Source organism: Jeotgalibacillus alimentarius, from assembly GCF_000829445.1.
In the GTDB taxonomy this organism is placed as follows: Bacteria; Bacillota; Bacilli; order Bacillales; family Jeotgalibacillaceae; genus Jeotgalibacillus; species Jeotgalibacillus alimentarius.
In genome coordinates this window covers 12,635-38,618 of sequence record NZ_JXRQ01000008.1, presented here as the reverse complement: position 1 = coordinate 38,618, position 25,984 = coordinate 12,635, and the positions used below count along the sequence as shown (strand labels likewise).

22 protein-coding genes are annotated in these 25,984 nt (G+C 43.0%); 5 read left to right on the top strand and 17 right to left on the bottom strand.

The features are described from left to right. Positions 1 to 207: 207 nt before the first annotated feature. A complete protein-coding gene (locus tag KP77_RS01275) occupies positions 208 to 684 on the bottom strand; it encodes a DUF441 domain-containing protein (protein WP_041120930.1) in 477 nt (158 codons plus the stop codon). A 54-nt stretch (positions 685 to 738) separates the two neighbouring features. Here KP77_RS01275 and KP77_RS01270 point away from each other — a divergent pair, with 54 nt between their 5' ends. Continuing rightward, complete coding sequence (locus KP77_RS01270) at positions 739 to 1,782, top strand: AI-2E family transporter (protein WP_041120929.1); 1,044 nt, start codon at positions 739 to 741, stop codon at positions 1,780 to 1,782. Between the two features lie 29 nt (positions 1,783 to 1,811). Here the strand turns inward: KP77_RS01270 and KP77_RS01265 are convergent, their stop codons facing one another. The 9 genes from KP77_RS01265 to KP77_RS01225 form a co-directional block, all read right to left on the bottom strand. Further along, positions 1,812 to 2,201 carry an FxsA family protein gene (locus KP77_RS01265; protein WP_041120928.1) on the bottom strand — a complete coding sequence of 130 codons (390 nt, stop codon included), beginning with the start codon at positions 2,199 to 2,201 and terminating at the stop codon, positions 1,812 to 1,814. 107 nt (positions 2,202 to 2,308) lie between these two features. After that, positions 2,309 to 4,069 (bottom strand): pyruvate kinase, encoded by a 1,761-nt coding sequence (gene pyk / locus KP77_RS01260; RefSeq protein ID WP_041120927.1) that lies wholly within the window; start codon positions 4,067 to 4,069, stop codon positions 2,309 to 2,311. 21 nt (positions 4,070 to 4,090) lie between these two features. Next, entirely contained in the window at positions 4,091 to 5,050 is a 960-nt protein-coding gene (pfkA, locus tag KP77_RS01255) for a 6-phosphofructokinase (RefSeq protein ID WP_041120926.1), read from the bottom strand. Positions 5,051 to 5,349: 299 nt separating this feature from the next. Next, positions 5,350 to 6,312 (bottom strand): acetyl-CoA carboxylase carboxyl transferase subunit alpha, encoded by a 963-nt coding sequence (accA, locus tag KP77_RS01250; RefSeq protein WP_041120925.1) that lies wholly within the window; start codon positions 6,310 to 6,312, stop codon positions 5,350 to 5,352. Further along, a complete protein-coding gene (gene accD, locus KP77_RS01245; RefSeq protein ID WP_041120924.1) occupies positions 6,306 to 7,166 on the bottom strand; it encodes an acetyl-CoA carboxylase, carboxyltransferase subunit beta in 861 nt (286 codons plus the stop codon). Before accD ends, accA begins: the two co-directional genes overlap by 7 nt. A 26-nt stretch (positions 7,167 to 7,192) precedes the next feature. Further along, a complete protein-coding gene (locus KP77_RS01240) occupies positions 7,193 to 7,798 on the bottom strand; it encodes a FadR/GntR family transcriptional regulator (protein WP_041121194.1) in 606 nt (201 codons plus the stop codon). Positions 7,799 to 7,805: 7 nt separating this feature from the next. Next, on the bottom strand, positions 7,806 to 9,044 hold the full coding sequence (locus tag KP77_RS01235; protein WP_041120923.1) for an NAD(P)-dependent malic enzyme: 1,239 nt from the start codon (positions 9,042 to 9,044) through the stop codon (positions 7,806 to 7,808). Positions 9,045 to 9,140: 96 nt separating this feature from the next. Further along, positions 9,141 to 12,449 carry a DNA polymerase III subunit alpha gene (gene dnaE / locus KP77_RS01230; protein ID WP_041120922.1) on the bottom strand — a complete coding sequence of 1,103 codons (3,309 nt, stop codon included), beginning with the start codon at positions 12,447 to 12,449 and terminating at the stop codon, positions 9,141 to 9,143. 20 nt (positions 12,450 to 12,469) lie between these two features. After that, complete coding sequence (locus KP77_RS01225; RefSeq protein WP_041120921.1) at positions 12,470 to 13,405, bottom strand: DHH family phosphoesterase; 936 nt, start codon at positions 13,403 to 13,405, stop codon at positions 12,470 to 12,472. A gap of 80 nt (positions 13,406 to 13,485) precedes the next feature. On the opposite strand from KP77_RS01225, the gene KP77_RS01220 reads away from it, so the two are divergent. Then, positions 13,486 to 13,806, top strand: coding sequence for a YtpI family protein (locus KP77_RS01220; protein ID WP_041120920.1), 321 nt, complete (start codon positions 13,486 to 13,488; stop codon positions 13,804 to 13,806). 37 nt (positions 13,807 to 13,843) lie between these two features. Here KP77_RS01220 and KP77_RS01215 read toward each other — a convergent pair whose 3' ends face one another. Both KP77_RS01215 and KP77_RS01210 read right to left on the bottom strand, forming a co-directional pair. After that, positions 13,844 to 15,154, bottom strand: a complete 1,311-nt coding sequence (locus KP77_RS01215) for a DRTGG domain-containing protein (protein WP_041120919.1) — start codon at positions 15,152 to 15,154, stop codon at positions 13,844 to 13,846. A 358-nt stretch (positions 15,155 to 15,512) separates the two neighbouring features. Then, the gene (locus KP77_RS01210; protein ID WP_041120918.1) at positions 15,513 to 16,193 is read right to left on the bottom strand and encodes a metal-dependent hydrolase; all 681 of its coding nucleotides are present in this window, start codon (positions 16,191 to 16,193) and stop codon (positions 15,513 to 15,515) included. Positions 16,194 to 16,316: 123 nt separating this feature from the next. On the opposite strand from KP77_RS01210, the gene KP77_RS01205 reads away from it, so the two are divergent. After that, complete coding sequence (locus tag KP77_RS01205; protein ID WP_041120917.1) at positions 16,317 to 17,390, top strand: M24 family metallopeptidase; 1,074 nt, start codon at positions 16,317 to 16,319, stop codon at positions 17,388 to 17,390. Positions 17,391 to 17,431: 41 nt separating this feature from the next. On the opposite strand, the gene ald is transcribed toward KP77_RS01205, so the two are convergent. After that, positions 17,432 to 18,550, bottom strand: a complete 1,119-nt coding sequence (gene ald / locus KP77_RS01200) for an alanine dehydrogenase (RefSeq protein WP_041120916.1) — start codon at positions 18,548 to 18,550, stop codon at positions 17,432 to 17,434. Between the two features lie 190 nt (positions 18,551 to 18,740). Between ald and KP77_RS01195 the strand changes: the two genes are divergently transcribed. After that, positions 18,741 to 20,069: a purine-cytosine permease family protein gene (locus KP77_RS01195; RefSeq protein WP_041120915.1), complete on the top strand. Its 1,329-nt coding sequence runs from the start codon at positions 18,741 to 18,743 to the stop codon at positions 20,067 to 20,069. Between the two features lie 52 nt (positions 20,070 to 20,121). Next, a complete protein-coding gene (locus KP77_RS01190) occupies positions 20,122 to 20,598 on the top strand; it encodes a universal stress protein (RefSeq protein WP_041120914.1) in 477 nt (158 codons plus the stop codon). 118 nt (positions 20,599 to 20,716) lie between these two features. Here KP77_RS01190 and argH read toward each other — a convergent pair whose 3' ends face one another. The 4 genes from argH to KP77_RS01170 all read right to left on the bottom strand — a co-directional run bounded on the left by argH (position 20,717) and on the right by KP77_RS01170 (position 25,719). Then, the gene (argH, locus tag KP77_RS01185; RefSeq protein ID WP_041120913.1) at positions 20,717 to 22,105 is read right to left on the bottom strand and encodes an argininosuccinate lyase; all 1,389 of its coding nucleotides are present in this window, start codon (positions 22,103 to 22,105) and stop codon (positions 20,717 to 20,719) included. Then, positions 22,102 to 23,319 (bottom strand): argininosuccinate synthase, encoded by a 1,218-nt coding sequence (locus KP77_RS01180; RefSeq protein ID WP_041120912.1) that lies wholly within the window; start codon positions 23,317 to 23,319, stop codon positions 22,102 to 22,104. The genes argH and KP77_RS01180 overlap by 4 nt, the downstream gene beginning before the upstream one ends. Positions 23,320 to 23,590: 271 nt before the next feature. Continuing rightward, the gene (locus KP77_RS01175; RefSeq protein ID WP_041120911.1) at positions 23,591 to 24,424 is read right to left on the bottom strand and encodes an EcsC family protein; all 834 of its coding nucleotides are present in this window, start codon (positions 24,422 to 24,424) and stop codon (positions 23,591 to 23,593) included. Positions 24,425 to 24,534: 110 nt separating this feature from the next. Continuing rightward, positions 24,535 to 25,719 (bottom strand): acetate kinase, encoded by a 1,185-nt coding sequence (locus tag KP77_RS01170; protein ID WP_041120910.1) that lies wholly within the window; start codon positions 25,717 to 25,719, stop codon positions 24,535 to 24,537. Between the last annotated feature and the right edge of the window lie 265 nt (positions 25,720 to 25,984).

Here is a 25,984-nt window from a genome sequence, read left to right as displayed (position 1 = left end):
TTAATCTTAGTCTTTGTATTTAAAGCCGATCCGGCGTTTAAAATACGGCATAGACATCACATAAAAACTGAGCGGTTGCTCAGTCAGCTGACAGAATAGAATACGTCATTTCGGATGCGCTTACATTGTCCATTATAATCAATAATCAGAACTTTGTGAATGAAAACGCATTAATTTGCCGGGATTATTTTAATTTGACGGATTTTGTCATCCTCCAAACAGATTTCCACCCCACTCGAAAATCTTCATCGCACTGTATGCAATACCAGCTCCTATTAACGGTCCTACCGCAATTCCATTGAACAGTGCAACCGCTAAAATGGTACCGAATACCAGCGCCACTGTAATATGCGGATCATTCTGAAGCAGCGAGATACCGCCTTTTGCGATCAGCGCTACAGCAACTCCTGAAGCAAGCGCAACCCACGCATATGGGGATTTCACTGCATCTGTTAATTCCTTGAATCCGATTGCTCCGCTTGCGATTGGTGCTAAAACTGCGATCGTGATGATTGTGACACCCCAGTTAATTCCTTTTCCCTGAATGAATGCAAAAATCTTCTCATCAGCACCGGCAACTTTTAATAGAATTAAAAATAACACTGCAATCATCAGTGAATTATTCTTTGCAAAAAAACCGATTGCCAGTAATAAAATCAAAAAAATCATGGCGGGATTAATCATTTATATATACCTCCTTCAGTAAAATAAAAACATTTGCCCGGAAAGGACTATGTGATGCTGAGACGAGCACTTCATGTCATTATAACAACCATTGTCATATTGGTTCTGATACGCCTGGTTTTTGTCTACTTATGGCCTTTTGCAGCAGGCGCACTTCTTTCATTTATTGTGTACCCTGCAGTCAAATTCATGTTCACTCTCCTGAGGGTTCCATACAGGATGAGTGTTATTTTCGGATTGATGATTACGTTTATAACAGGGCCGCTGGTGATAACAGGTTGCATTGCCCTATTCGAAAATGAGTTATCATCGTTCATCCGCTATATTCCTGATTACGCAGGAATGATCAAAGATTTTATCTATACACTGCCTCTGTTTCTTCAGGAACTGACTGAACCTTACATATCAAAAGAACAGCTCGCTATGCTGACTGATGAAACCGGAAAGCTTATACTGACAGCCGGTAAACAACTGGTTACTGCTTCATCGTCATGGGCAGTCGCTTTACCCTCCTACTTTTTTTCTGCAGGGATCATTCTGATCGCGTCTTATTATGTACTCGTGGATTTTGAAACCTGGTTACAGCGGCTTCCAAAAGACTGGACTGCACAAATTAAGAATGTCGGCACCCTGGGCATCCATGAAGCAGGTTCATATGTATCAGCACAATTTCTGCTCGCACTGATTACCTTTATGATTTCAATGACAGGTTTTTTGTTTCTCGGCTTTGAGCATCCTTTTCTGATGGCTCTGTTATCAGCCATGCTAGATTTTGTTCCGGTTGCAGGATCACTTCTGTTGTTTTTACCTTTGATGATTTTCTATTACTTTGAGGCAGGTCCGGAAGCTGTTTTTGTTCTTGTGATTTATCTGGTGATTGTTGGTGTGAGACAGATGATGGAGCCGAAATTGATTGGATCAAGTATGGGTATTCACCCTCTGTTGGCATTAATGGTGCTCTATGTTTCGGTTCAGCTGACAGGTATAAAGGGTTTGTTTCTGACTCCTTTTTTTCTGATCATGCTGTCAGTTTTGATTAAGACCAGGTTGTTTCATCTGATCTGGCTGTATGTGAAAAACGGGAAATTCACAGTGTAAATATAAAAACACACAGCAGGCGCTGTGTGTTATGGTCTGTGAATGATCACATTTCCATTTCTCATTTTTCTTTGAACCCATTTATAAATGAAGGGCTTTAATTTATTTCTTGTAAAAGGAATCAGCAAAAGAAATCCGATCGTATCTGTGACAAATCCCGGTGTAAGAAGTAACACCCCGCCAATCAGAATACATAAGCCGTCAATCACTGCATCTCCGGGACCCCCGTCAAACACAGTCATATTCTGTACCTTTTTCAAAGCCTGCAGGCCCTGGGATTTTGCAAGGTACGCACCTACTATACCAGTTAAAATAATCAGCAGAACTGTCGGAATAACCCCAATCAGGTTACCTGCACTGATCAATATCGCAATCTCAATTGCCGGAATAATAATAATCAAAAGCATGAGCCATCTCACAAGGAATTTCTCCTTTCAATATAACGCGCTGTCTTTATTTTAGCATATTTACGATTAGAATTAAAAAACCTGAACGGACGAGTCCGTTCAGGCTGATCAATTTATTCTTACAGGACGCTTGCATGGCCGTTATAAACGACGCCGCGTTCAGCATCAACTGTTACTTCCTGGCCGTCTGTAAATGTTGCTACTGCGTTATCAACACCTACAATGACAGGAATGCCAAGGTTCAGACCGATCACAGCAGCATGACTTGTCAGGCCGCCTTCTTCGACGATTAGTGCAGAGCACTTTTCAATCGCCGGCATCATTTCTTTGTCCGTACCAATTGTTACTAGAATCGAGCCGTCTGTTACTTTTTCAAGTGCTTCAGAAGCATTTGAAGCTTTAACAACCTTACCAAAGCCGGATTTACGTCCGATTCCCTGTCCTTTAGCTAGTACGTCTCCTACGATATGAATCTTCATCAGGTTTGTTGTACCTGATTCACCGACAGGTACACCTGCAGTAATCACTACAAGGTCACCATGCTTCACACAGCCGCTGTTTAAGCTTTCTGTTACAGCCATATCAAGCATTTCATCAGTTGTTTCTGTCTTAGCTCCAACCTGTGGATATACACCCCATACGAGCGCAAGACGTCTTGATACTGATGAATCAGAGGTAACAGCTACGATCGTTGCTTCAGGACGGTATTTTGAGATCATTTTCGCTGTATGACCACTTTCAGTCGGTGCAATAATTGCATTCACTTCAAGGTTTAGTGCAGTATGAGCAACTGCCTGACCGATTGCATCAGTCATGTTGCGTTCAAAACGCTTGCTGCGCTTAGAAAGGATTGCTTTGTAGTCAAGTGCTTCTTCAGCTCTTGAAGCGATGTTGTTCATCGTCTGAACTGATTCAACCGGGTAATCACCGGCAGCCGTTTCACCTGAAAGCATAATTGCATCTGTACCATCAAAGATCGCATTAGCTACATCAGATGCTTCTGCACGTGTTGGACGCGGGTTACGCTGCATAGAATCAAGCATTTGTGTAGCAGTAATAACCGGCTTGCCTACAGCATTACATTTGCGGATCAGCTGCTTTTGTACAAGCGGTACTTCTTCAGCCGGAATTTCAACACCAAGGTCGCCACGGGCAACCATTAAGCCGTCAGACACTTGAAGAATTTCGTCAATGTTATCTACGCCTTCCTGGTTTTCAATCTTAGGAATGATATTGATCTTTGGAGAACCGTTCTTTTCAAGAAGCTCACGGATTTCCATTACGTCAGATGCACGGCGAACGAATGAAGCCGCGATAAAGTCAACACCCTGCTCGATACCGAAAAGAATGTCGTTAGCATCTTTATCTGTAATACCTGGAAGGTTAACAGAAACGCCTGGTACGTTAACACCTTTTTTATTTTTCAGGGTACCTGTATTCATAATCTTTGTTTTGATCTCACCGGCAGTTTTATCTACTGACAGTACTTCAAGACCAATCAGACCGTCGTCAAGAAGAATTTTTGATCCCTCATATACGTCGTTTACAAGGTCGCTGTAAGTAATAGAAAACTTTTCAGTTGTACCTACTACTTCTTCCATAGAAACAATAATCTCGTTACCTGCTACAAGCTCAATTGCTCCATTTTCCATTGTGTTAGTACGAATTTCCGGCCCTTTTGTATCAAGCAGGATCCCTACATTTTTACCTAGCTTTGCAGCTGCTTCACGAATGTTTTTGATTCTTGCACCGTGCTCATCAAAGTCACCATGTGAAAAGTTCAGGCGCGCAACATTCATACCTGCTTCCATCAGCTGTGTCAGCTTTTCAATACTCTCACTTGCCGGTCCAATCGTACATACAATCTTAGTTTTTCTCATTTTATACCTCCTGAAAATCTATTAAATCGATAATTCCTGTGATAAGCGGTAAAGATCCACATCCGCTTTGTGTTCCATTTTCAATGTTTCTATAATATCATAATCAACCAGTTCATTGCGCTGTATACCCACGGCGCGTCCGCCTTTGTTTTCCATCAGCAGTTCAACTGCCCGGGCACCTAGACGGCTTGCAAGTACACGGTCTGAAGCAGTTGGTGATCCTCCGCGCTGCATATGTCCAAGTACTGAAACTCTTGTATCAACACCTGTTTTTTCTTTCATCAGTGCAGCAAATTCCCCGCCTGACATGACGCCCTCAGCCACAATAATAATACTGTGTTTCTTACCGCGCGCGTGTCCTTTTTTAATTTTATCCACAACCTTCTCGAGGTTATAAGGATCTTCCGGGATCAAAATAGATTCTGCTCCTCCTGAAAGCCCCGACCATAACGCAATGTCTCCTGCGTTTCTTCCCATAACTTCAATGACAAATGTACGTTCATGTGAAGTGGCTGTATCACGGATTTTATCAATGGCGTCAATCACTGTATTGAGTGCAGTGTCAAATCCGATTGTAAAATCAGTTCCCGGAATATCATTATCGATTGTTCCCGGAACGCCAACGCATGGGTAACCATGTTCAGTTAATGCTTTTGCTCCCATATAAGAGCCGTCTCCACCGATCACAACAAGACCTTCAATACCGAACTTTTTCAGCTGTTCAATTCCTTTTTTCTGGCCTTCAAGTGTTTTGAATTCTTCACATCGTGCAGAATAAAGCTTCGTTCCTCCACGGTGAATAATATCACCAACAGAGCCAAGCTCAAGCTTTTCAATATTACCGGAGATCAGTCCCTGATATCCCTGATAGATCCCGTAAACTTCAAGACCATGATAGATGGCTTTACGTACAACTGCTCTGATTGCAGGATTCATTCCGGGCGCGTCTCCGCCACTGGTCAGTACGCCAATTCTTTTCATTATGATGTTCCCACCTTTAATTGAAAAATTATGTTAACTATTTCACAGAAATAGTGTTCTGAAGTTGGATGTACAAGTCCGTTTTCATCCTTTTAAAAATAACATGAAGCGGCCCTGTTCTCAATCATAAGTCTTTTACCTCATAAAAACTTCTTCATAACTATTTCATGTAAACGCTTCACTCTTTAAAAAATTCACACAATAGACACATATCAACCTGATTGTTCCACTCTCCTATTGTTTACACATTTAGCAAAAGAAAAAACCTTTTCGGAAAATGTTCCGAGAAGGTTTTTTAATCAGACGTGATCTTTTGTATATTCACCAATAGACTGAAACTTTTTATAACGCTGATCAATGAGTGACTCTTCATCAAGAGCAGATAATGTCTTCAGAGAGGCAAGTAGCACCTCATCAATTGACTTAGCCTGAGTCAACACATCACGATGTGCACCGCCTTTGACTTCAGGAATGATCTCATCAATGATGCCCATGTCTTTCAGGTCAGGCGCTGTAATTTTCATGGATTCAGCCGCCTGCTTTGCAAGACCTGCATCTTTCCAGAGAATTGAGGCCGCTCCTTCAGGTGAGATAACTGAATAAGTCGAGTTCTCCAGCATATGAAGGTGATTTCCAACACCAAGCGCCAGTGCACCTCCACTACCGCCTTCTCCAATAACGATACAGACAACCGGTACAGTCAAGCCTGCCATTTCAAACAGGTTTCTTGCAATTGCTTCACTCTGGCCGCGTTCTTCAGCTGCTTTACCCGGGTATGCACCTTTTGTATCGATAAAACAGATAATCGGCCGCTTGAACTTTTCAGCCTGTTTCATCAGCCTGAGTGCTTTACGATAACCTTCCGGGTGAGGCATCCCAAAGTTACGCTTAATATTCTCTTTCGTATCTTTCCCTCTCTGGTGACCAATAACAGTAACGGGTTTGCCTTTATATCGTGCAATTCCGCCCACAATGGCGTGGTCATCACCATAAAGACGGTCCCCATGCATCTCCATGAAATCTTCAAACAGCTCTTCTATGTATTCAAGTGCTGTCGGACGTTCCGGGTGACGCGCAAGCTGTACACGGTCCCATGGTTTAATATTCGAGTAAATATCAGTTTCAAGCCGCGTCAGACGATCTTCAAGCTTTGAGATTTCTTCACTGAGGTCAACTTCAGAATCCGCAGTAAAAGCCTTCAGTTCATTAATTTTTTCACGAAGCTGATTCAACGGTTTTTCAAATTCCAGTTCATTCACCAGGACTCTCCCCCTTTCTTATGAAGCGAAAGCAATACGCTCAGCTTTTCTTTCATGTCAAGGCGGGATATAACCTGATCAAGCTGACCATGCTCCATTAAAAACTCTGCTGTCTGGAAATCTTCAGGAAGCTTTTCTCTGATTGTCTGTTCAATGATGCGACGTCCGGCAAATCCGATCAATGCACCCGGTTCAGCAAAGTTGTAATCCCCAAGCGAAGCGAAACTTGCTGAAACACCACCTGTTGTCGGGTGAGTCATCATTGAAATAATCAGTCCGCCTTTATCACTGAAACGCTTAAGTGCCGTGCTCGTTTTCGCCATTTGCATCAGGGATAAAACCCCTTCCTGCATCCGTGCGCCGCCGCTTGCTGTAAATATGATAAATGGCAATCCGCGTTCTTCAGCTGTGCGGACAGCTTCTGCAATTTTCTCTCCAACAACCGAGCCCATACTGCCCATACGGAAAGTTGAGTCCATAATCGCAAGAACTGCATCATGTCCGTCAATTTCACAAATTCCTGTTACGACAGCTTCATTCAATCCTGTTTTCTTCTTATCTTTTTCAACCTTTTCAAGATAATCAGGGAAATCTAACGGATTTTCAGATGTTAAATGCTGATTAAATTCTTTGAAAGAACCTTCATCAGCTAGACATTCAATTCTTTCAGCTGCGTTCATCGGATGATGATATCCGCACTGAAGACAGACTTTTTTATTTTTATAGATTTCTTTTGTATAGATGATTTTTTTACATTTTGGACATTTCGTCAGAATCCCTTCAGGCACATCATTTTTATCGTGCTCAGATGGGATTGTTGCATACTTTTTCTTTTTTGCAAATATATCCTTCAGCAACCTGTCGTCCTCCCCGTTATGTTGTACTAGCGGTCAGCAAGCAGCCTCAATGATTGATCTGTTTCATCATTCATCAGGTACTCGTAAAATTCATTCATGATGTCATCTGTTAGTGCAGCTGACTGTTCACCTTCAGTATTGTAGAAATCATTCAGCACGAGCCAGATCTTAACGTACAGCTGATTTCCCCCTGCTTCCACGATCTCTTTTTTCAAATGAGAAAGTGTCTGCAGTTCTGATCGCTTATATTTTGCTGAAATATGTTCAAATGTATGAGAAACCTGATCTTTTGAACACGCTCTGAGTCTGCGGATTGCATCGGCTTCCATCCAGGATTTCACCTGTGCAACATCATTGATTGCACGGCCATCCTGCAGAATGAACATCCCCAGCAGGTCAATCAGATGATGATCTCTGAAATCTCTCAGATAAGTCCCTTCACCTCTTCTGGTTTCTATCAGACCAAGCAGTTCAAGTGCTCTTAATGCTTCACGCACAGAAGAGCGTGCAACGCCGAATCTTTCCGACAGTTCACGCTCCGATGGAATTCTGCTTCCCGCTGTAAGGCGATCCTGCTGAATCATATCCCTGATTTGGTGGACAACAGAAATATACCTTTTATGTTCTTTCAAATGACTGTCACTCGCCTTTTCCAATTTGAGACAGGCGGGCAGTTTTTTCCCTGACTTCTTCAGGATCAACTTTAATTCTTGCAACTCCTGTTTCCATCGCAGCATTTGCAACACGCGACGCTACTGCCGGGGCCACTCTTGCATCAAATGGTGCAGGAATAACGTAATCCTCATGAAGCTCATCTTCACTGATCAGTGAAGCGATTGCTTCAACGGCTGCAATTTTCATTTTTTCATTTATATGAGTTGCTCTTACGTCTAATGCGCCTCTGAAGATACCCGGGAATGCAAGTACATTATTAACCTGATTCGGGAAATCCGAGCGGCCGGTTCCAACCACTTTTGCTCCGTTTGCTTTTGCAAGAGCCGGCATAATCTCAGGTACCGGATTCGCCATCGCAAAGATAATGGAGTCGTCATTCATTTTCTGAACCATCTCTTCAGTCAGTGCGCCGGCAACAGATACGCCAATAAAGACATCTGCCCCTTCGATCACATCTTCTAAAGAGCCGTCAAGACGCTCACGGTTAGTGATCTTAGCAACATTATGTTTTACTTCGTTCATGCCATACGGTCTGCCTTCATAAATCGCGCCTTTAGAGTCACACATAATAATATCTCTGACACCATAACTGTATAAAAGTTTGATAATGGCGATGCCTGCAGCCCCTGCTCCATTCATGACCACTCTTATTGAAGAAAATTCTTTATCAGTGATTTTCAGTGCATTTACAAGACCCGCCACAGTAACAATCGCTGTACCGTGCTGATCATCATGGAAAATTGGGATATTTGTTTCTTTTTTCAGACGCTCTTCGATTTCAAAGCAGCGTGGTGCAGCAATATCTTCAAGGTTGACACCGCCAAATGTCGGTTCCATCAGTTTGACTGTCTCTACGATCTTATCAATCTCAGTCGTATTCAGACAGATTGGAAAAGCATCAACTCCTGCAAAACTCTTAAACAATACTGCTTTGCCTTCCATAACCGGCAATGAGGCTTCAGGACCGATATTTCCAAGCCCTAAAACAGCCGTACCATCAGATACAACTGCCACCATATTACCCTTCATTGTATAGTCATATACCGTTTCCGGCTTATCATAAATTTCTTTACAAGGTTCTGCTACACCAGGTGAATATGCCAGACTTAACTCCTCAGCATTTCTAACCAGTACTTTTGACTTTGACTCCAGCTTCCCCTGATTCACTCTGTGCATATGCAGTGCTTCATCCCGTAATGACAACGAACTTCACTCCTATTATTGGGTTACCCCTTTATTTAACAATTGGTCCGACCACATTCTCATTCACTATAACAAAATCTATTCTGCTTTTGCAATTTATTGTTCAACTACATTCTTTTGACCTAATAGCTGTATAAGCCTTGTCACAAGCTCTTCCTGCAGCCTGACACCTCTTATCTGCAGCTTCATTTTCTCCCCTGTACTTTCATCGTACACGACTACAGGTGACGTTCCTTCATATTGTCTGCAGTATTTCAATATAAGTGACATGGACTCCTGCGCATCCATAGATGACGGGATTCTGAGAAAAAGTGTTTTCGTTTTCTCTGCACGAGTATATTGATCAGCCGGTACTGCCTGCTGTATAACAAATTGATTTTTCCCGTTTCTTTCCTCTATTTTTCCAGTCAGTACTGCAGTAACACCTTTTTGAATTACAGCAGAAAATTTTCTGAATGGTTCAGGAAATACGACACCATCCATATCACCTGTTTCATCACTTAAAGCGATAAAACACATATTCTCCCCTTTTTTCGTTCTGATCACCCGCACGTCATTGATAAATGCCCCAATGATCCCTTTGCTTCCAGGAGCCGTTTCATCAATTTTCACAGCGCCGGATAAATCGAGCTGCGATCGGTACAGTGATACGGGGTGGGAGGATAGATAAATGCCAAGCACTTCTTTTTCATAAGACAGCTTCTGATCCACCGGCATTGGGGAGGCTTTAGCATGCTTCGGCTTGATATCGAGATCCTCAAACAGACTTCCTTCTCCCTGCGTGAGACCTGCATGGTTAACAGCAATATCAATAGAAGCAAGCAGAACTGACCGGTCCTGTCCAAAACCGTCCAGAGCACCTGAGAATATCAGTGGTTCAAGCAGTTTACGGTTAACCAGTTTTGGATCAAGCCTTGAGCATAAGTCAAAAAAGTCGCGGTAAGGCTTGTCCTGTCTTTTTTGAATTAATTCTTCCGCAGCAGCCTTGCTGATTCCTTTAATCGCACTGAAACTGTAGATGATTGAATCCTTCTCTCCTTTGAAGTACCTCATACTCCTGTTAATATCCGGAGGAAGCACCTGAATGGAGAGTCTTCTGCATTCTTTAATGTACTGTGCGGTTTTATCTTCATTGCCGGTTGCCGTTGTCATCAGTGACGCCATAAATTCTACCGGATAATGAGCCTTTAAGTAGGCAAGCTGATAACCGATTTTACTGTACGCTACTGCGTGACTTCTATTAAAACCATAGTCGGCAAACCTGACGATCAGATCATATAATTCATTCGCTGCCTGACTTGAGTATCCTTTTTTTACAGCACCAGCAGTAAACCTCTCTCTTTCACGGTCAAGGTCTTCCTTCTTTTTCTTGCTGACCGCTCTTCTCAGCACATCTGCCTGTCCGAGACTGAACCCTGCAAACCTTGAAGCGATCTCCATGATCTGCTCCTGATAAATGATGATTCCGTATGTTGATGCTAAAACAGGTTTAAGATCATTATGAATATACGTTACTTTTTCCTGACCGTACTTCCTTTTTATATATTGTGGAATAAACTCCATTGGTCCGGGTCTGTTTAGAGCGTTCACTGCAACGAGATCTTCAAATTCAGTCGGTTTAAGCGTCATCAGAACTTTTGTAACGCCTTCAGCCTCAAACTGAAAGATCCCGCTCGTCCACCCTCTGCCAAGCAGTTCGAAAGCTGCCTGATCATTTTGCGGTATGCCATCAATTGAAAAGCGGGCATCCGTTTTTCTGACGGCCTGAATCACTCTGTCTAAAATGGTGAGGTTTCTTAAACCCAGATAATCCATTTTTAACAGACCGATCTCTTCAAGTACGCCCATCGGCCACTGGGTAATATGCGCATACGCTGAACCTTTTTGCAGCGGGACAACATCTGCTAAAGGAACATCGCTGATGATGACACCTGCAGCGTGAACAGAAGTGTGTCTAGGCAGCCCTTCAAGCTTCACTGCTATTGCAAACCACTCCTGATACCGCTCGGACTGATTCACAAAGCGCTGCAGTGACTGGGACTGCCGGTATGCTTCATTCAGTGTAATGCCATGCAGAGACGGAATTGATTTCGAGATCACTTCCATTTCTCCAGTGCTCATCCCATACACTCTCGCCATATCTCTGGCTACCGCTTTAGCTGACAGTGAACCGAATGTAGCGATCTGTGCTACTTTTTTCATCCCGTATTTTTCAGCAGTATACTGAATCACCTCATCGCGTCTGTCATCAGGAAAATCCAGATCAATATCCGGCAGGGTGACACGCTCAGGGTTTAAAAATCGTTCAAATAAAAGGTGATGTTCAATCGGATCCACATGTGTAATAAAGAGTGCATAAGCCGTTAAAGCTCCGGCTGCTGATCCCCGCCCTGGTCCGGCTAGGATATGCTGTTCACGCGCAAACTTCATCACGTCCCATATAATTAGAAAGTAATCATTAAAACCCATGCGGTCTATGACATCAAGTTCATAACGCAGTCGCTTCATGTAACGCTCATCCGGGTTGCTGACTCTTTTTTTAAGCCCCTCTTCACACAGGTGGGCAAGCACTTCTTTTTGAGTGACATCGTCCGGTACAGGATATACCGGCAGATGGGAGCTGTTAAAATCGATCTCCACCTGACAGCGTGAAGCAATATTGTACGTATGCTCGAGCGCTTCAGGATAATCACCTAAAGAAGCTTCTATCGCTGCAGGTATCTGAAAATGATAGTCACCTTTGACCTGTACTTCATCTAAAGTGAGTCCGTCTCTGAGTGCCGTCATCGCTTCATATGCTTTCTTATCATCAGCCTCACTGTATCTGACTTCTGCAGTAGCTGCGAGCGGTATCGTTGTTTCAGCAGAGAGCCTTGTTAACTCCTGATTAAGTTCCTGGTCTTCTCTTTTATTGTGAACTGAAAGACCGATAAAGAAATGGTTCTCTCCCAATATTTCTTTTAAATTATTCGCGCGTATTGACGCTTCCTCGAATTGTCCCTGCATTAACAACTGTTCTATTTCACCGTTGTCTCCGGGTGTAATGACAATCAGTCCGGCTGCATATGCTTTCAGCCATTTTTCCGGGAGCGGCTTACCTGTAGTTGAAATCGCACTTGATATTTTAATCAGGTTTTTATACCCTTCATTGTTCTCAGCAAGTAAAACAAGCGGAAATGATTGATTATCATTTCCGCTGATATCTGCTTTCAATCCGATAATCGGTTTTATTCCTTCATTGATACAAGCTTTATAAAACGGAATCGCACCATACATCGTATTATGGTCAGTTAAGGCAAGTGCAGACAGCTTCTCACGCTTTGCAAGTCTGATCAGCTGAGGGATCGATACTGTACTGCTCAATAGACTGTATGCACTTGTTACCTGCAAATGTGTAAAAGCCATCTTCAATCTCCTTTCAAGCCTTAAGCTTTACAAATCGCTTCAAGCTTTTGAATCACTTCTTCTGCATCATCCCAGTTGTATATTGATGCACCCGCTGCAACCGGATGACCGCCGCCGTTATATTCTTTTGCTAGCTGATTCACAATTGGTCCTTTAGAGCGGAGTCTTACACGTATTTCTTTTTCTTCTTCTATAAAAAAGACCCATGCGCGAATCCCTTTTACACTGCCGAGCGTACTGACCAGCAGTGAAGCTTCTGATGGTGCTGCCCCGAACTCCTTAAGCTGCTCTCTTGTGAGCTTGACATGTGCGGCTCCATTCTCTGACATATAAAAGTTCTGCAGCACATACCCCTGAAGCTTTAATACGTGAGCATCCATTTCATAAAGGGAGTTGTACAGCGCTGTACGGTCAAATGAGTATTTAATCAGTTCCCCCGCGTAATCAAATGTTTTCTGCGTAGCACTTGGATATAAAAAGCGGCCGGTATCGCCGACAATTCCCGCATAAATTAACCGTGCAGCACTGTCGGACATTTTCAGCCCCTCCTGCACGCCGGAAAGATATAGCTCATAGATCATTTCACTCGCAGAACTCGCTGAAGTATCCACCCACAACAGGTCACCATACGGATCTTCGTTTGGATGATGATCGATTTTAATACATTTGTCTCCAAGTTTATATCGCTGGTCGTCGATGCGGTCAGTGTTTGCTGTGTCACAGACAATCACAAGCGCATCTTTGAAATCTTCATCTGCAATATCATCAAGCTCGTGGAGAAATGCAAGAGTCGGCTCAGCCGTTCCTGCTGTTAATACTTTTTTATCCGGAAAAGAAGCTTTGATCAGCTCTGCGAGGCCCGCCTGTGAACCATAAGCGTCCGGGTCCGGTCTGACGTGTCTATGTAGTATAATTGTGTCATATTTTTTAATTTCCTGAATGATTTGCTCTTTCAATGAATGTCACTCCCTGATTTAGTGGAATTTAGGCTGATAAGCCATTACAATAATAGTAGTTTATTATTGGAGGAATCGAAATGGCGATATTAGTTTTTTTAATTATTATGTCCGGTGTTGCTTACCTGTATTTCAAAACAAAGCAGATCCGAACACCCCGCCCTGCTGAAAAAGCCTGGCAGAAAAGCCGCGCCGGCATGGCACTTGGTGCACTGATGGGCTTAGTCGGCCTGAATACATTTTTTCTTTTTAACTTTGAGATCGCAACAGATCTGATCTTTACTTATATCATTGCGCTGTTGTTTATTGTCATTGGTTTTTCGAGCGCATGGATCCGGTATAAAGCTGTAAAGCACTTTACGCCTCTCATGGAGGAAGAAGATCGTAACTGGAACGAATAATGAAAGGACTGAAACCGGCTGAAGACAGCCGGTTTCATTATTTCTCCAGCAATTGGCACATCATCATGGCTTTTCCTACGAGGACGTTTTCGCTGAATACTTCCACATCAACTTTCCCGAATTTCCGTCCAACATCCAGCAGTTTCGGAACAATCTCGAGCTCACTTTCCATCTGAACCGGTTTAATAAAGTAAATAGTAATATTTTCGACTACAAGGTCACTGCGCTTGTATTCTTTCAGTAACTGATTAGCTGATTCAGTCACGAGCGTTGTGAATACTCCATAAGAAATAGCGCCAAGGTGGTTGGTCATCTGTGGTGTGACCTGGAAAGTCTGACGTTTGCTTTCCGTTTTCTCTACCTGCAGCTCCTTTAGAATCAGGTCATCAATTGTTTCTCCCATCTGTGGCTGACGCTGAATCATCTGCATGGCTTTTAATACATCCTGCCTGCTGATCACGCCCTGCAGCTGATGGGATTCATTGACAACCGGCAACAGTTCAATTCCTTCCCAGATCATAATGTGTGCTGCTGATGCAACACTTGTTTTTGCATTGACAGTCAGCGGATATTTTGTCATGACTTTTTCAAGCACTTCATCTTTACTGCGTCCGAGTATATCTTTCGCCGTCACCATTCCGGTTACTTTCAGTGTTGTGGCATCTACAACCGGGAAACGGCTGTGCTGCGTTTCTTTATTCATTTCTTCCCACTGACGGATTGATGACTTTGACGTCAGATAATAAGACCGTTCAAGTGGAATCAGGATATCATCGACGAGTACAATCTCTTTTTTAATCATCTGGTCATAGATCGCCCTGTTAATCATTGCTGCTACTGTAAATGTATCATAGCTTGTTGAAATGACAGGAAGCTCAAGGTCATCAGCGAGTTTTTTGACAGAATCATCTGCATCAAACCCACCCGTGATCAGGACTGCAGCGCCTGCATTTAAAGCATACTCATGTGCTTTAGTCCGGTTACCGACGATCAGCAGGTTACCGGCTTCAGTATATCTCATCATCGCTTCAAGCTTCATCGCTCCGATGACAAATTTATTCAGCGTTTTGTGAAGGCCAGTGCGTCCTCCAACAACGTGTCCATCCACTATATTAACGACCTCTGCATAGGTCAGCCGCTCAATGTTTTCGCGTACTTTCTTTTCAATTCTGATCGTCCCGACACGCTCAATTGTGCTGACGAGCCCTTTGTTTTCTGCTTCTTTTATCGCACGGTATGCTGTTCCTTCGCTTACAGCCATATGTTTTGCTACCTGTCTGACTGAAATTTTATTTCCGACAGGCAGGGATTCTATATGCTGAAGTATCTGTTCGTGTTTTGTAGCCAATCGCTAATCCCCGCTTTCTGCGTCCTGTGTACGTGTTTATATTATAACCGCAGTGGTAAGAAAGGTTCAAATCCACTTACAATAATATGATGCTTGTGATGAAGCTGGCTGGTGATGTTTGCTTTTTGTACGCGCGAATACAGGGGTTTTTGGTCACTTTTGGTCAATTCCGCATACTCGAACGTCGTATGTTGCCGGTTGAACGTCGCGTGTTGCTCCGGGAAGGTCCGATACACCCGGGTTGGAGGTCGCGTATGCACAATCGAACGTCACATTCAGCAATTTTATTACAGTGCCCAGCCCACGCCTTTAACAAAGACATAATAAAAAGAAGATGCGCGGGCGCATCTTCTTTTTATTATAGTTCCGTACTATCGCCGGCTTTCATCATTTTGCCTTGTCCTTCTTTTAGCGTGCTGATGAATTTCTGCGGGTCCTGTTTGATTGGCGGGAAAGTATCGTAATGAATCGGTACGACCTGTTTTGCCCCTAACAGTTCAGCAGCGTATGCAGCATCTTCCGGGCCCATGGTGAAGTTGTCACCGATTGGTAGGAACGCAAGGTCAATCAGGTGCCTGTCCCCAATCAGTTTCATATCGCTGAATAGCGCTGTGTCTCCAGCATGATAAACTGTCTTGCCTTCAGCCATGAATAATATACCTGCTGGCATACCTGTATAGATAATCTGGTTATCTTCAGTGGTGAAAGACGAGCCGTGAAATGCCTGTGTGAATTTTACTTTACCAAAGTCAAATTCATAAGCACCACCGATATGCATCGGATGGGTGTTAAGCCCCTGCATTTCCATGTAATTCGCAAGTTCAAACGGTGCTACTACCAGCGCTCCGCTGCGTTTTGCGATATCAACTGTGTCACCTACATGATCATTATGTCCGTGCGTCAGAAGAATCACATCAGGATTCTGGTCATCCGCCTTTAAGTCTGTCTGTTCATTTCCATTAATAAAAGGATCGATCAGAATCGTTTTACCGTTTGTTTCGATTTTAACAACAGAATGTCCATGGTAAGAAATTTTCATTTTTATTCCTCCTAAGTTCCGCGTTTTCACTCAACTTTTCCCTTCCTGAGACTGCTGAAACATTTACATGTGCAAATTTAAATGATAATTTTGAAGAGACTGAATATGAGAGGATGTTTGTACATGATTAAAAAAGTTCAGACGTACTTACAAAAAGAGAATATTGAAGGTGCATTTTTAACTTCAACAGAAAATGTAACTTATACGACCGGATTTAGAAGTGACCCGCATGAAAGATGGCTGGCAGTCTTTATTCCCGCTGATGGAGATGCAGTGCTGATCTGTCCCGGGATGGAAACTGAAGATGCGAAACGTGCAGGCTGGGACGGGGACATTATTGGCTACAGCGATACAGAAAACCCACTCACTCTTCTAAAAGAACGCGTTCCATCTATTGACAGCCTTGCAATTGAAAAAAATCATCTGACAGTTGAGAGACTCGAGCTTCTTCAGGGTGTATTCGGACAGCTGACGGTACATCCAGCTGAACATTTCATGAATGACCTCAGAGTCATTAAAAACGAGTCAGAAATCAAGCTTCTGAAAAAGGCGGCTGAATTTGCAGATTTTGCAATTGAAACTGCATGCAAAGAACTCGCTGAAGGTAAAACGGAACTTGATGTGCTTTCTATTATTGAATTTGAATTAAAGAAAAAAGGGATTACCGAAATGTCGTTTTCAACAATGGTATTGACGGGTGAGAATGCGTCCTCGCCACACGGTACACCTGGTGAGTCAAGAATCCAAAAAGGGGATCTTGTGTTATTTGATCTTGGCGTTGTATATAAAGGATACTGCTCAGATATTACGAGGACTGTTGCATTTGGGGATATCGATGGAAGACAGCGTGAAATCTATGACACTGTATTAAAAGCGGAAATGACTGCGCTTGAGATGGTCAAGCCTGGAGTAAAAGCAAGTGAGCTGGATCTTGCTGCGAGAAAAGTAATTGAGGATGCAGGTTACGGAGACTACTTCCCCCACCGCCTTGGGCACGGACTCGGGCTGAATGTTCATGAGTTCCCTTCCATTACTTCTGAAAGTGATTTTGTTCTTGAGGAAGGTATGACATTTACAATAGAACCCGGTATCTATGTACCTGGTGTTGCCGGAGTGAGAATTGAAGATGATGTACTGGTAACAAAAGAAGGGTATGAAACATTAACAAAATTCCCAAAAACACTGCAAACTTATTAAATGAAAAGCGCCTGGCGGAAGATCCGCAGGCGCTTTTGACATTAATTAATCAGAAGATCTCTTACATTCGCATACTCAAGATTATGTGCTTCAGCTACAGCATTATAAGTCACATATCCATCAAGCGTATTGATACCGCTCATTAAAGCTTCATTATCAATACATGCCTGACGGTAACCTTTATTAGCAATCTGAATGCCATAAGGAACAGTCACATTCGTCAGCGCAATCGTAGAAGTACGCGGTACAGCACCCGGCATGTTCGCTACCGCATAGTGTACAACGCCGTGCTTTGTATAAGTCGGGTTATCATGTGTTGTAATTTTATCTGTTGTTTCAAAAATTCCACCCTGGTCAATTGCAATATCCACTACAACAGCACCAGGCTTCATTGCTTTAATCATCTCTTCACTGACAAGCTTAGGTGCTTTTGCTCCAGGAATCAGAACAGCTCCAATCACAAGATCAGATTCTGCTACACTGTCAGCGATATTCAACGGATTAGACATTAACGTCGTTACATCTTTTCCAAACAAATCATCGAGCTGACGCAGTCTTTCAGGGTTCAGGTCAAGAATTGTCACATCTGCACCGAGTCCTACTGCCATTTTCGCAGCATTCGTACCTGCTACTCCGCCGCCGATAACCGTTACTTTTCCTCTTGAGACCCCAGGCACACCTGCAAGCAGGATTCCCATACCACCATGGATTTTTTCAAGGAATTGCGCGCCGATCTGTGTAGACATTCTTCCTGCTACTTCACTCATTGGTGTCAGAAGCGGCAGTGAACCGTTAGGAAGCTGAACTGTTTCATAGGCGATAGAAACAACTTTGTTATCAATCAGCGCTTTTGTCAGCTCAGGTTCAGGTGCTAGGTGCAGATACGTAAAGAGGATCTGTCCTTCGCGGAAATATCCGTACTCACTCTCAATCGGTTCTTTCACCTTCATGACCATCTCACAAGCCCATGCATCTGCAGCAATTGCAGCAATCTGTGCACCGGCAGCAGTATAATCCTCATTTGTAAAACCTGAGCCAAGACCGGCTCCGTCTTCAACTAATACGTCATGCCCCTGTTTGACAAAATGGTATACCCCTGATGGAGTAATGGCTACACGATTCTCATTATTTTTTATCTCTCTTGGAATCCCGACACGCATGTTTATTCCTCCTGTATCCTGATAGAATTTTATGCTTCATTTATGCAGTTCCATTTTAACAAATCCCCTATGCCTTGTCCTTACTTATTTCACACTTCTAAATTGATTAATTATTCGCACATTTTGAAACCGTTTTCGCTATTTCGCTAATGTGTTAAAATGACAGTATTCTGACGACAGGAGACTGATTATGACAGTGGTAAACAAGAAACGGGTCCAGATTGAAACCATTGGATTGTCTGAAGTGCCCGAATCTGAGAAAAAAACAAAATGGTTTGATTATGCTTTTATACAGATGGCTTTTTCAGTTAATACAGGAAATGTGCTCGTCCCTGCCCTAGCCGTTACTGCAGGAGGATTGTCAGCAGGCTGGGCGATCGCTTCCACGTTAACAGGAGCCATTTTAGCTTTTATTCTTGTATCTCTTCTGTCACTCCCCGGGGCCAGGTACGGGCTGCCTGCCCAATATGTAATCCGTACGATGATTGGCTCGAGACTGTCTATGTATTTTGCTTCACCTGTCAGATCTCTCACATCATTATACTGGTTTGCCGTCCAGACGATTGGCGGCTCCATTGTTGTACAGTTTCTGCTGATGGAATTTGCGGGTATTCAAATTTCTTTATACATACTTGCCCCGCTATTTTCAATCATTATGGCTGTCCTTGCTTTAATCGGGTTTGAGGCCGTTAAAAAAACAATTAAGTGGTTTATCCCGCTGTTATTTATAAGTCAGCTTTTAATGATCTATTTGATTATAGATTTGATCATGAGTGATTCGACTGTCATGATGACAGGTGAATTCTCACTTGGAACCTGTTTATTCTATGGGAGTCTTGCGTTTATGCAATACGTCTCAGGTGTCAGTGCCTCGTCAGACATTACACGTTACGCAAAATCTCCCCGCGAAGGATTTACAGGCGTTCTTGTGGGAAATATTGCAGGGTTTACTGTTGTTGCAGTACTCGGATCACTGTTTGCTGCCGCACTGCAGTCGGTGAATCCTTTCGTAGCTGCAAGTCAGCTGACAGATTCTTCAGCCGCGATCCTGCTGATTGCTGCGGGTGCTGTGATTTCCATGATTTCTATTAATCTAAGCAATGCTTATACTGGCGGCTACAGTCTTTTAAACGCACTGCCTCTTCTCGGTCGGGTAAAAAGTGCTGTCATTTTCGGCTGTGCTGCCACAGGTCTCAGTCTGTTTCCTTCCATCGTAAATGAAGCAGAGCAATATATCTCGCTCCTCGGTGCAGCAATCGTTCCATTATCAGCTGTCATTATTGCTGACTATACCGTCGTGAAGAAACTGTCAATTACACCTGAACACTTAGCCCGTCTTGGCAGAGGTGGTCACTATACAAATATGCCTGCTCTTATTACAGTAGCTGTTTTTATCCCTGTATATTTTATTCTTCCTGACACTTTATCGCCTGGTTTAGTTGTATTCGCAGCTGCTTCAGCCTTTTATCCTCTTTTACGAAAATACGTCACAAATCAGTCAGAAATTTCTCATAATTAGCAGGAATATTGACACGATTCGGTGTAATATATAAGTAAAGGAGGCGATCAACATGACATTAAGCTATGACCACATTCTCGTTGCTGTAGACGGTTCTAAGGAAGCGGAGTGGGCATTTAAAAAGTCAATTGATATCGCGAAAAGAAATGATGCAACGCTGAATCTGCTTCACGTAATTGATACCCGTTCATTTGCGGTTGTTGAAGCGTACGACAGAAGCGTTGCGAAAAGAGCTGAAACCTTTGCTGAAGAAATGCTGAATGATTACAAGAAGGAAGCTGAAAGCAAAGGTGTTTCAAAGGTTAACGTTTTTGTAGAATACGGTTCTCCTAAAGTGCTTGTTCCAAAAGAATTTGCACATAAAGTTGAAGCAGATCTGATCATTTGTGGCGCGACTGGTCTCAATGCGATGGAACGCTTTCTGATCGGAAGTATTTCTGAGCATATTGTACGGGCAGCAAAATGCGATGTGCTGGTTGTCCGCACTGACCAGCCTCCGGAAAAAGAAGCGAAAGATTTGGATATTTAAAAAATAAGAGGGTGAGACATTATACATACAATGTCTCACCCTCTTTAATCGTTTCGCTCCGCTACACTTGAATTTCCATCTATTAAATTTAGCTATTATCTTTAGCTGATATAAAAGATTAGGACTTCACATGAGCCTTAATAATACTTTCAGCCTTATTCAGCTGATTTCTCACCTGCTCAAACCCTGTTCCGCCTTCTGATTCCCGGCGTTTTACTGCTTCTGCCGGTTCAAGGACCTGATAGATATCTTCTGCGATCAATGATGATGCAGCCTGCATTTCACTCAATGGAAGGTCTTTCAGGTAGATGCCCTGCTGGATGCAGGTTAGTACGAGTTTTCCTACTACTTCATGTGCCTCACGGAAAGGCATTCCTTTAGAAGCCAGGTAATCCGCGAGCTCTGTGGCATTAGAGAAGTCCTCATTCACTGCCTTTGACAGCTGCTCTGTGTTCACATTCATTGTATTGATCATGCCGGCGAAAATTTTCAGAGAGCCCATTAGTGTATGCACAGTATCAAACATACCCTCTTTATCTTCCTGCATATCTTTGTTATAAGCGAGCGGCAGTCCTTTAAGAACCGTCAGCATCGCTACCAGATGCCCAAATACTCTGCCTGTCTTCCCTCTAACCAGTTCTGCCATATCAGGATTCTTCTTTTGCGGCATGATACTGCTGCCTGTTGAAAACGCATCAGCCAGCTCAATAAACCGGAATTCCTGACTTGACCAGATAATCATCTCTTCTGAAAATCTCGAAAGGTGCATAATCGTCATCGAGGCATTAGACAGGAATTCAACGATAAAGTCACGATCGCTGACAGCATCCATACTGTTTTCATAAATATCACCGAAGCCAAGTAATTCCGCAGAACGCTTTCGATTGATTGGAAATGTTGTTCCTGCAAGCGCCCCTGCTCCAAGTGGAGAGATATCGATTCTCTTTAATGAATCATTGAAACGGTTATAATCTCTTTCAAGCATCCAGAAATAAGCCATGAGATGATGGCCGAATGATACCGGCTGGGCACGCTGCAGATGCGTATAGCCAGGTGCGATTGTCTCTACATGTGCTTCTGCCTGATTAACAACTGCCTGCTGAACAGCACGGATGAGCTCCATAATTTCAATCACTCTGTTTTTCAAGTACAGGTGCATATCCGTTGCCACCTGGTCATTTCTGCTTCTACCGGTATGAAGCTTGCCGCCTGTCTGTCCGATTTCCTGGATGAGAAAATGTTCAAGGTTCAGGTGGATATCTTCATTTTGTACAGAGTAAGAAAGTTCACCCTTCTGTGCTTTTTCTTTTAGCACAGAAAGGCCTTCAATAATCTGTTTGACTTCTGATGGTTCGAGTATGCCGCACTCCCCAAGCATGGTTACGTGGGCAACAGACCCTTCAAGGTCTTCCATTACAAGATTCTGATCGAACCCGATTGATGCGTTGAACTCGTCAACCCACTCCTCTGGTGATTGTGAAAAACGTCCGCCCCAGAGTTTGCTCATGAAGTGGTCACACCTTTTGATTCCTTCTGAACCATTGAGTGAACTTTAGTCGGCAGTCCCCACAGCTTGATAAATCCTACAGCTGCACCGTGGTCGAACTCATCATCAGAAGTATAAGTTGCAAGCTTTTCATTATAAAGGGAATTCGGTGACGTTCTGCCTTCTACAATGGCATGTCCTTTAAACAGTTTTACTCTTGCAACACCATTTACATACTGCTGCGTTTCCTGCAAAAATGCTTTCAATGCATCAGTCAGCGGTGAGAACCATAGACCTTCATAGATTACTTCAGTCAGCTTTTTCTCAATGACAGGCTTGAAGTGTGCCATTTCCTTTACAAGCGTTAAGTCTTCAAGTTCTTTATGGGCTTTCATCAATGTAATTGCACCAGGGCACTCATATACTTCTCTTGATTTGATTCCAACAAGACGATTTTCCACATGGTCAATTCTTCCGACTCCATGCTTCCCGGCGATATCATTCAATTTGAGGATCATCGCAGAAAGCTCCATGCCCTGCCCGTTTAATGCAACCGGTACACCGTTCTCAAATGTAATCTCGATTGTTTCCGGTGCGTTCGGTGTTGTTTCAAGTGAAGCTGTCAGATCATAAGCGCCTTCTGGTGGAGCTGCCCATGGATCTTCGAGAATACCGCATTCATTACTTCTTCCCCAAAGGTTCTGATCAATTGAATATGGGCTGTCGAGATTGATCGGGATTGGAATATTGTGCTCTTTTGCATATTCAATTTCTTCTTCTCTTGACCAGCCCCACTCACGAACCGGTGCAAGTACTTCAAGCTCAGGATTCAGACCGTTGATTGCCACTTCAAATCTGACCTGGTCATTTCCTTTCCCTGTGCAGCCGTGAGCCACAGCTGATGCACCAGTCTTTTCTGCCACTTCAACCAGTTTTTTTGCAATCAGCGGTCTTGAAAGTGCAGATACTAATGGATATTTTCCTTCATACATTGTATGAGCCTGAAGCGCAATTAAAGCAAAATCCTGTGCAAACTCTTCTTTGGCATCAATCACGTAACTGTCAACTGCACCGACAGTCAGTGCCTTTTCTTTTACGAAATCAAGATCTTTCCCTTCTCCAACGTCAAGGCAGCATGCTACTACAGAGTATCCCTGGTCTTTTAACCACTGAATCGCTACTGATGTATCAAGTCCGCCTGAATATGCTAATACTACTTTTTTGTTTTGTGTCATATGAATCAACCTCTTTCGTATTTTTATTAATTATTTTGTATATTTATTCTTTATATGATGAATGTATCATAACAGGGTATTTATAAAGATGCAACACTTCTTATAAAAATTCTTTAAGTTTAAATATTCTGATTTTATATTTTAACTTTGTTCAATTGGGCTGGTAATTTCCGCTCCAGCTGTGCTACAACGATAGTTATTTTTAAAATTGTAGTGAGCACCAGTACAGTTGCACTGAAAATAGTATTTTTAAAACAAAAAAAGAACAGACTCAGCTGTTCTTTTCGATGAGGTAACGGTATTGATAGAAGCGTTCTGCATATTCTGTGACGGTTCTGGTGAGCTGGTAATTGGCTGTGGCCCCGATAGCCATCGAGATCACCGGATAACCGCCGGCGCGTTTATTTTTGAACATTTTGATGGCGAGTGTTTTAAACAGTTGAAGTCCTGGTCCCTCAAGCCAGCGTTCATTTGTCAGTTCATCACTGCCGGTAAAAAAGTAGTCGCTTTGTACGTGATTCAGTGTATCAATCAAATCATCCCACGCATCTCCCTGAAATTTTCTCGGGAGTGTGGATGCATGGAATACTTTAAGCGCAATGGTCATTTCATAAGGCGTATGGACATCGCGCCCGTATGCAGATGCCGTAAATTGAATGGCGCGTATATTAATGATTAATAACGCAACCAGGTCACTTAAAAAGGCCGCTGCGCCTCCTGAGCCTGCAATTCCACCCTGAAGAAATGAATATAGTCTGTGCCGGCCGCTTTGCTGCAGTGAAAGATAGTTCAGCTGATCAATCGTCAGTCTGCGTATATCCTCTACCTGCATAATGGAATCATCAAATGCTTTAGCCGTTCTCAATATGTTTTCTCTTTCATCCTGCTGAAGCTGAAACCCCTGCATGGTGCTATGTATATGAAACAGAGATGTATCGATGTGCGCAAAAATTTCCTTTTTAATGTCTTCAGGTAATAGTGAGAAGGAGCGTTCGATCCATTTTGAATAGACGTTTGTCAGATCGTTGCCTGATCTTTCATTCAGCGATTGTCTCCAGAGCTCTATTTCCTGGTACACTTCCCGATCGCGTGCTGACCAGCTCATATAACCACCCCGCCTTTCTTTTGCTTTATTATACTATTTATTAGAAATTTTCACAGGTACAAAAAAGGCACATCAATGATCGCTCAGAGATGTGCCTTTTCTAAAATTGATTAAGTTAATCGCATAACGTCACGTGCAATCATGACTTCTTCATCTGTCGGGATCACAATGACTTTGACTGGTGAGTGCGGGTAGTTAATGAATGCTTCTTCACCGCGTATTTTATTTAATGCAGGATCCCAGTATACGCCCATGAATTCTAGACCTTTTAATACTTCTGCACGGATAACGTCACTGTTTTCACCGATTCCAGCAGTGAAAATGATCGCATCCACGCCATTCATGCGTGCAGCATATGAACCGATGTATTTGTGAATACGGTTTGAGAATACATCAAGTGCAAGCTTCGCACGTTCGTTTCCTTCAGCAGACTGAATCTCGATATCACGAAGGTCACTTGAGAAACCTGATACGCCAAGCATACCTGACTGCTTATTCAGAACGTTCAATACGCCTTCAGCTGTCTGGTCAGTCTTTTCCATGATAAATGGAATCAGTGCAGGGTCAATGTTACCGCTTCGCGTACCCATTGTAACGCCGGCAAGCGGTGTAAAGCCCATTGACGTATCAATCGAATGACCGCCTTCAATTGCAGCGATACTCGCACCGTTACCAAGGTGACATGAGATCAGACGAAGCTGTTCAAGCGGACGCCCAAGCATTTCAGATGCACGTTGTGATACGTATTTATGAGAAGTACCGTGGAAGCCGTATTTACGGATACCAAAGTCTTTATAATAATCATAAGGAAGGCTGTATAAAAATGAGCTTTCCGGCATTGTCTGATGGAACGCTGTATCAAATACTGCAACAGCAGGCACATTTGGCAATACGTTCTGGAATGCCTTGATCCCTGTAATATTTGCAGGATTATGAAGAGGTGCAAGTTCTGACAGTTCTTCAAACTTTGCAATTGCTTCATCTGTGATCATGACTGAGTCACTGTATACCTCTCCGCCATGAACAACGCGATGTCCTACACCGTTAATCTCATCGAGTGATTGAATAATCCCTGCAGATGTCAGCTTATCAAGCAGCAGTTTTACCGCCACTTCATGATCCGGAATATCCGTCACTTCTTTTTGCTTTTCACCATCTACTGAAATTGTAAATACACTATCATTTAATCCGATTCGTTCAATTAACCCTTTTGTAATGACTTCTTCAGAGGGCATATCAAAAAGCTGAAACTTCAGTGAAGAGCTTCCTGCGTTAATTGCAATGACTTTAGTCATAAATAAATTCGCTCCTTTTATTATGAAAACGTAGGTAATCATTATATACCCAGTTAAACAATTTACTATCCATGTTCATTTAATCACTCTCACCATCAGGCTTCAAGAGAAAGCTTGCTGTGGCAACGTTTACATGGAAAAGTGTTTATTTTCAGAATACATTTATAGAAAAAAGACTGAAACATGTAGTCTCAGTCTTAATAACCGTTGCACTGCGCTGCAGGCGGTGCTTTCCAAGTGGATGGGCCGTTTTGTGGCCCCGGTG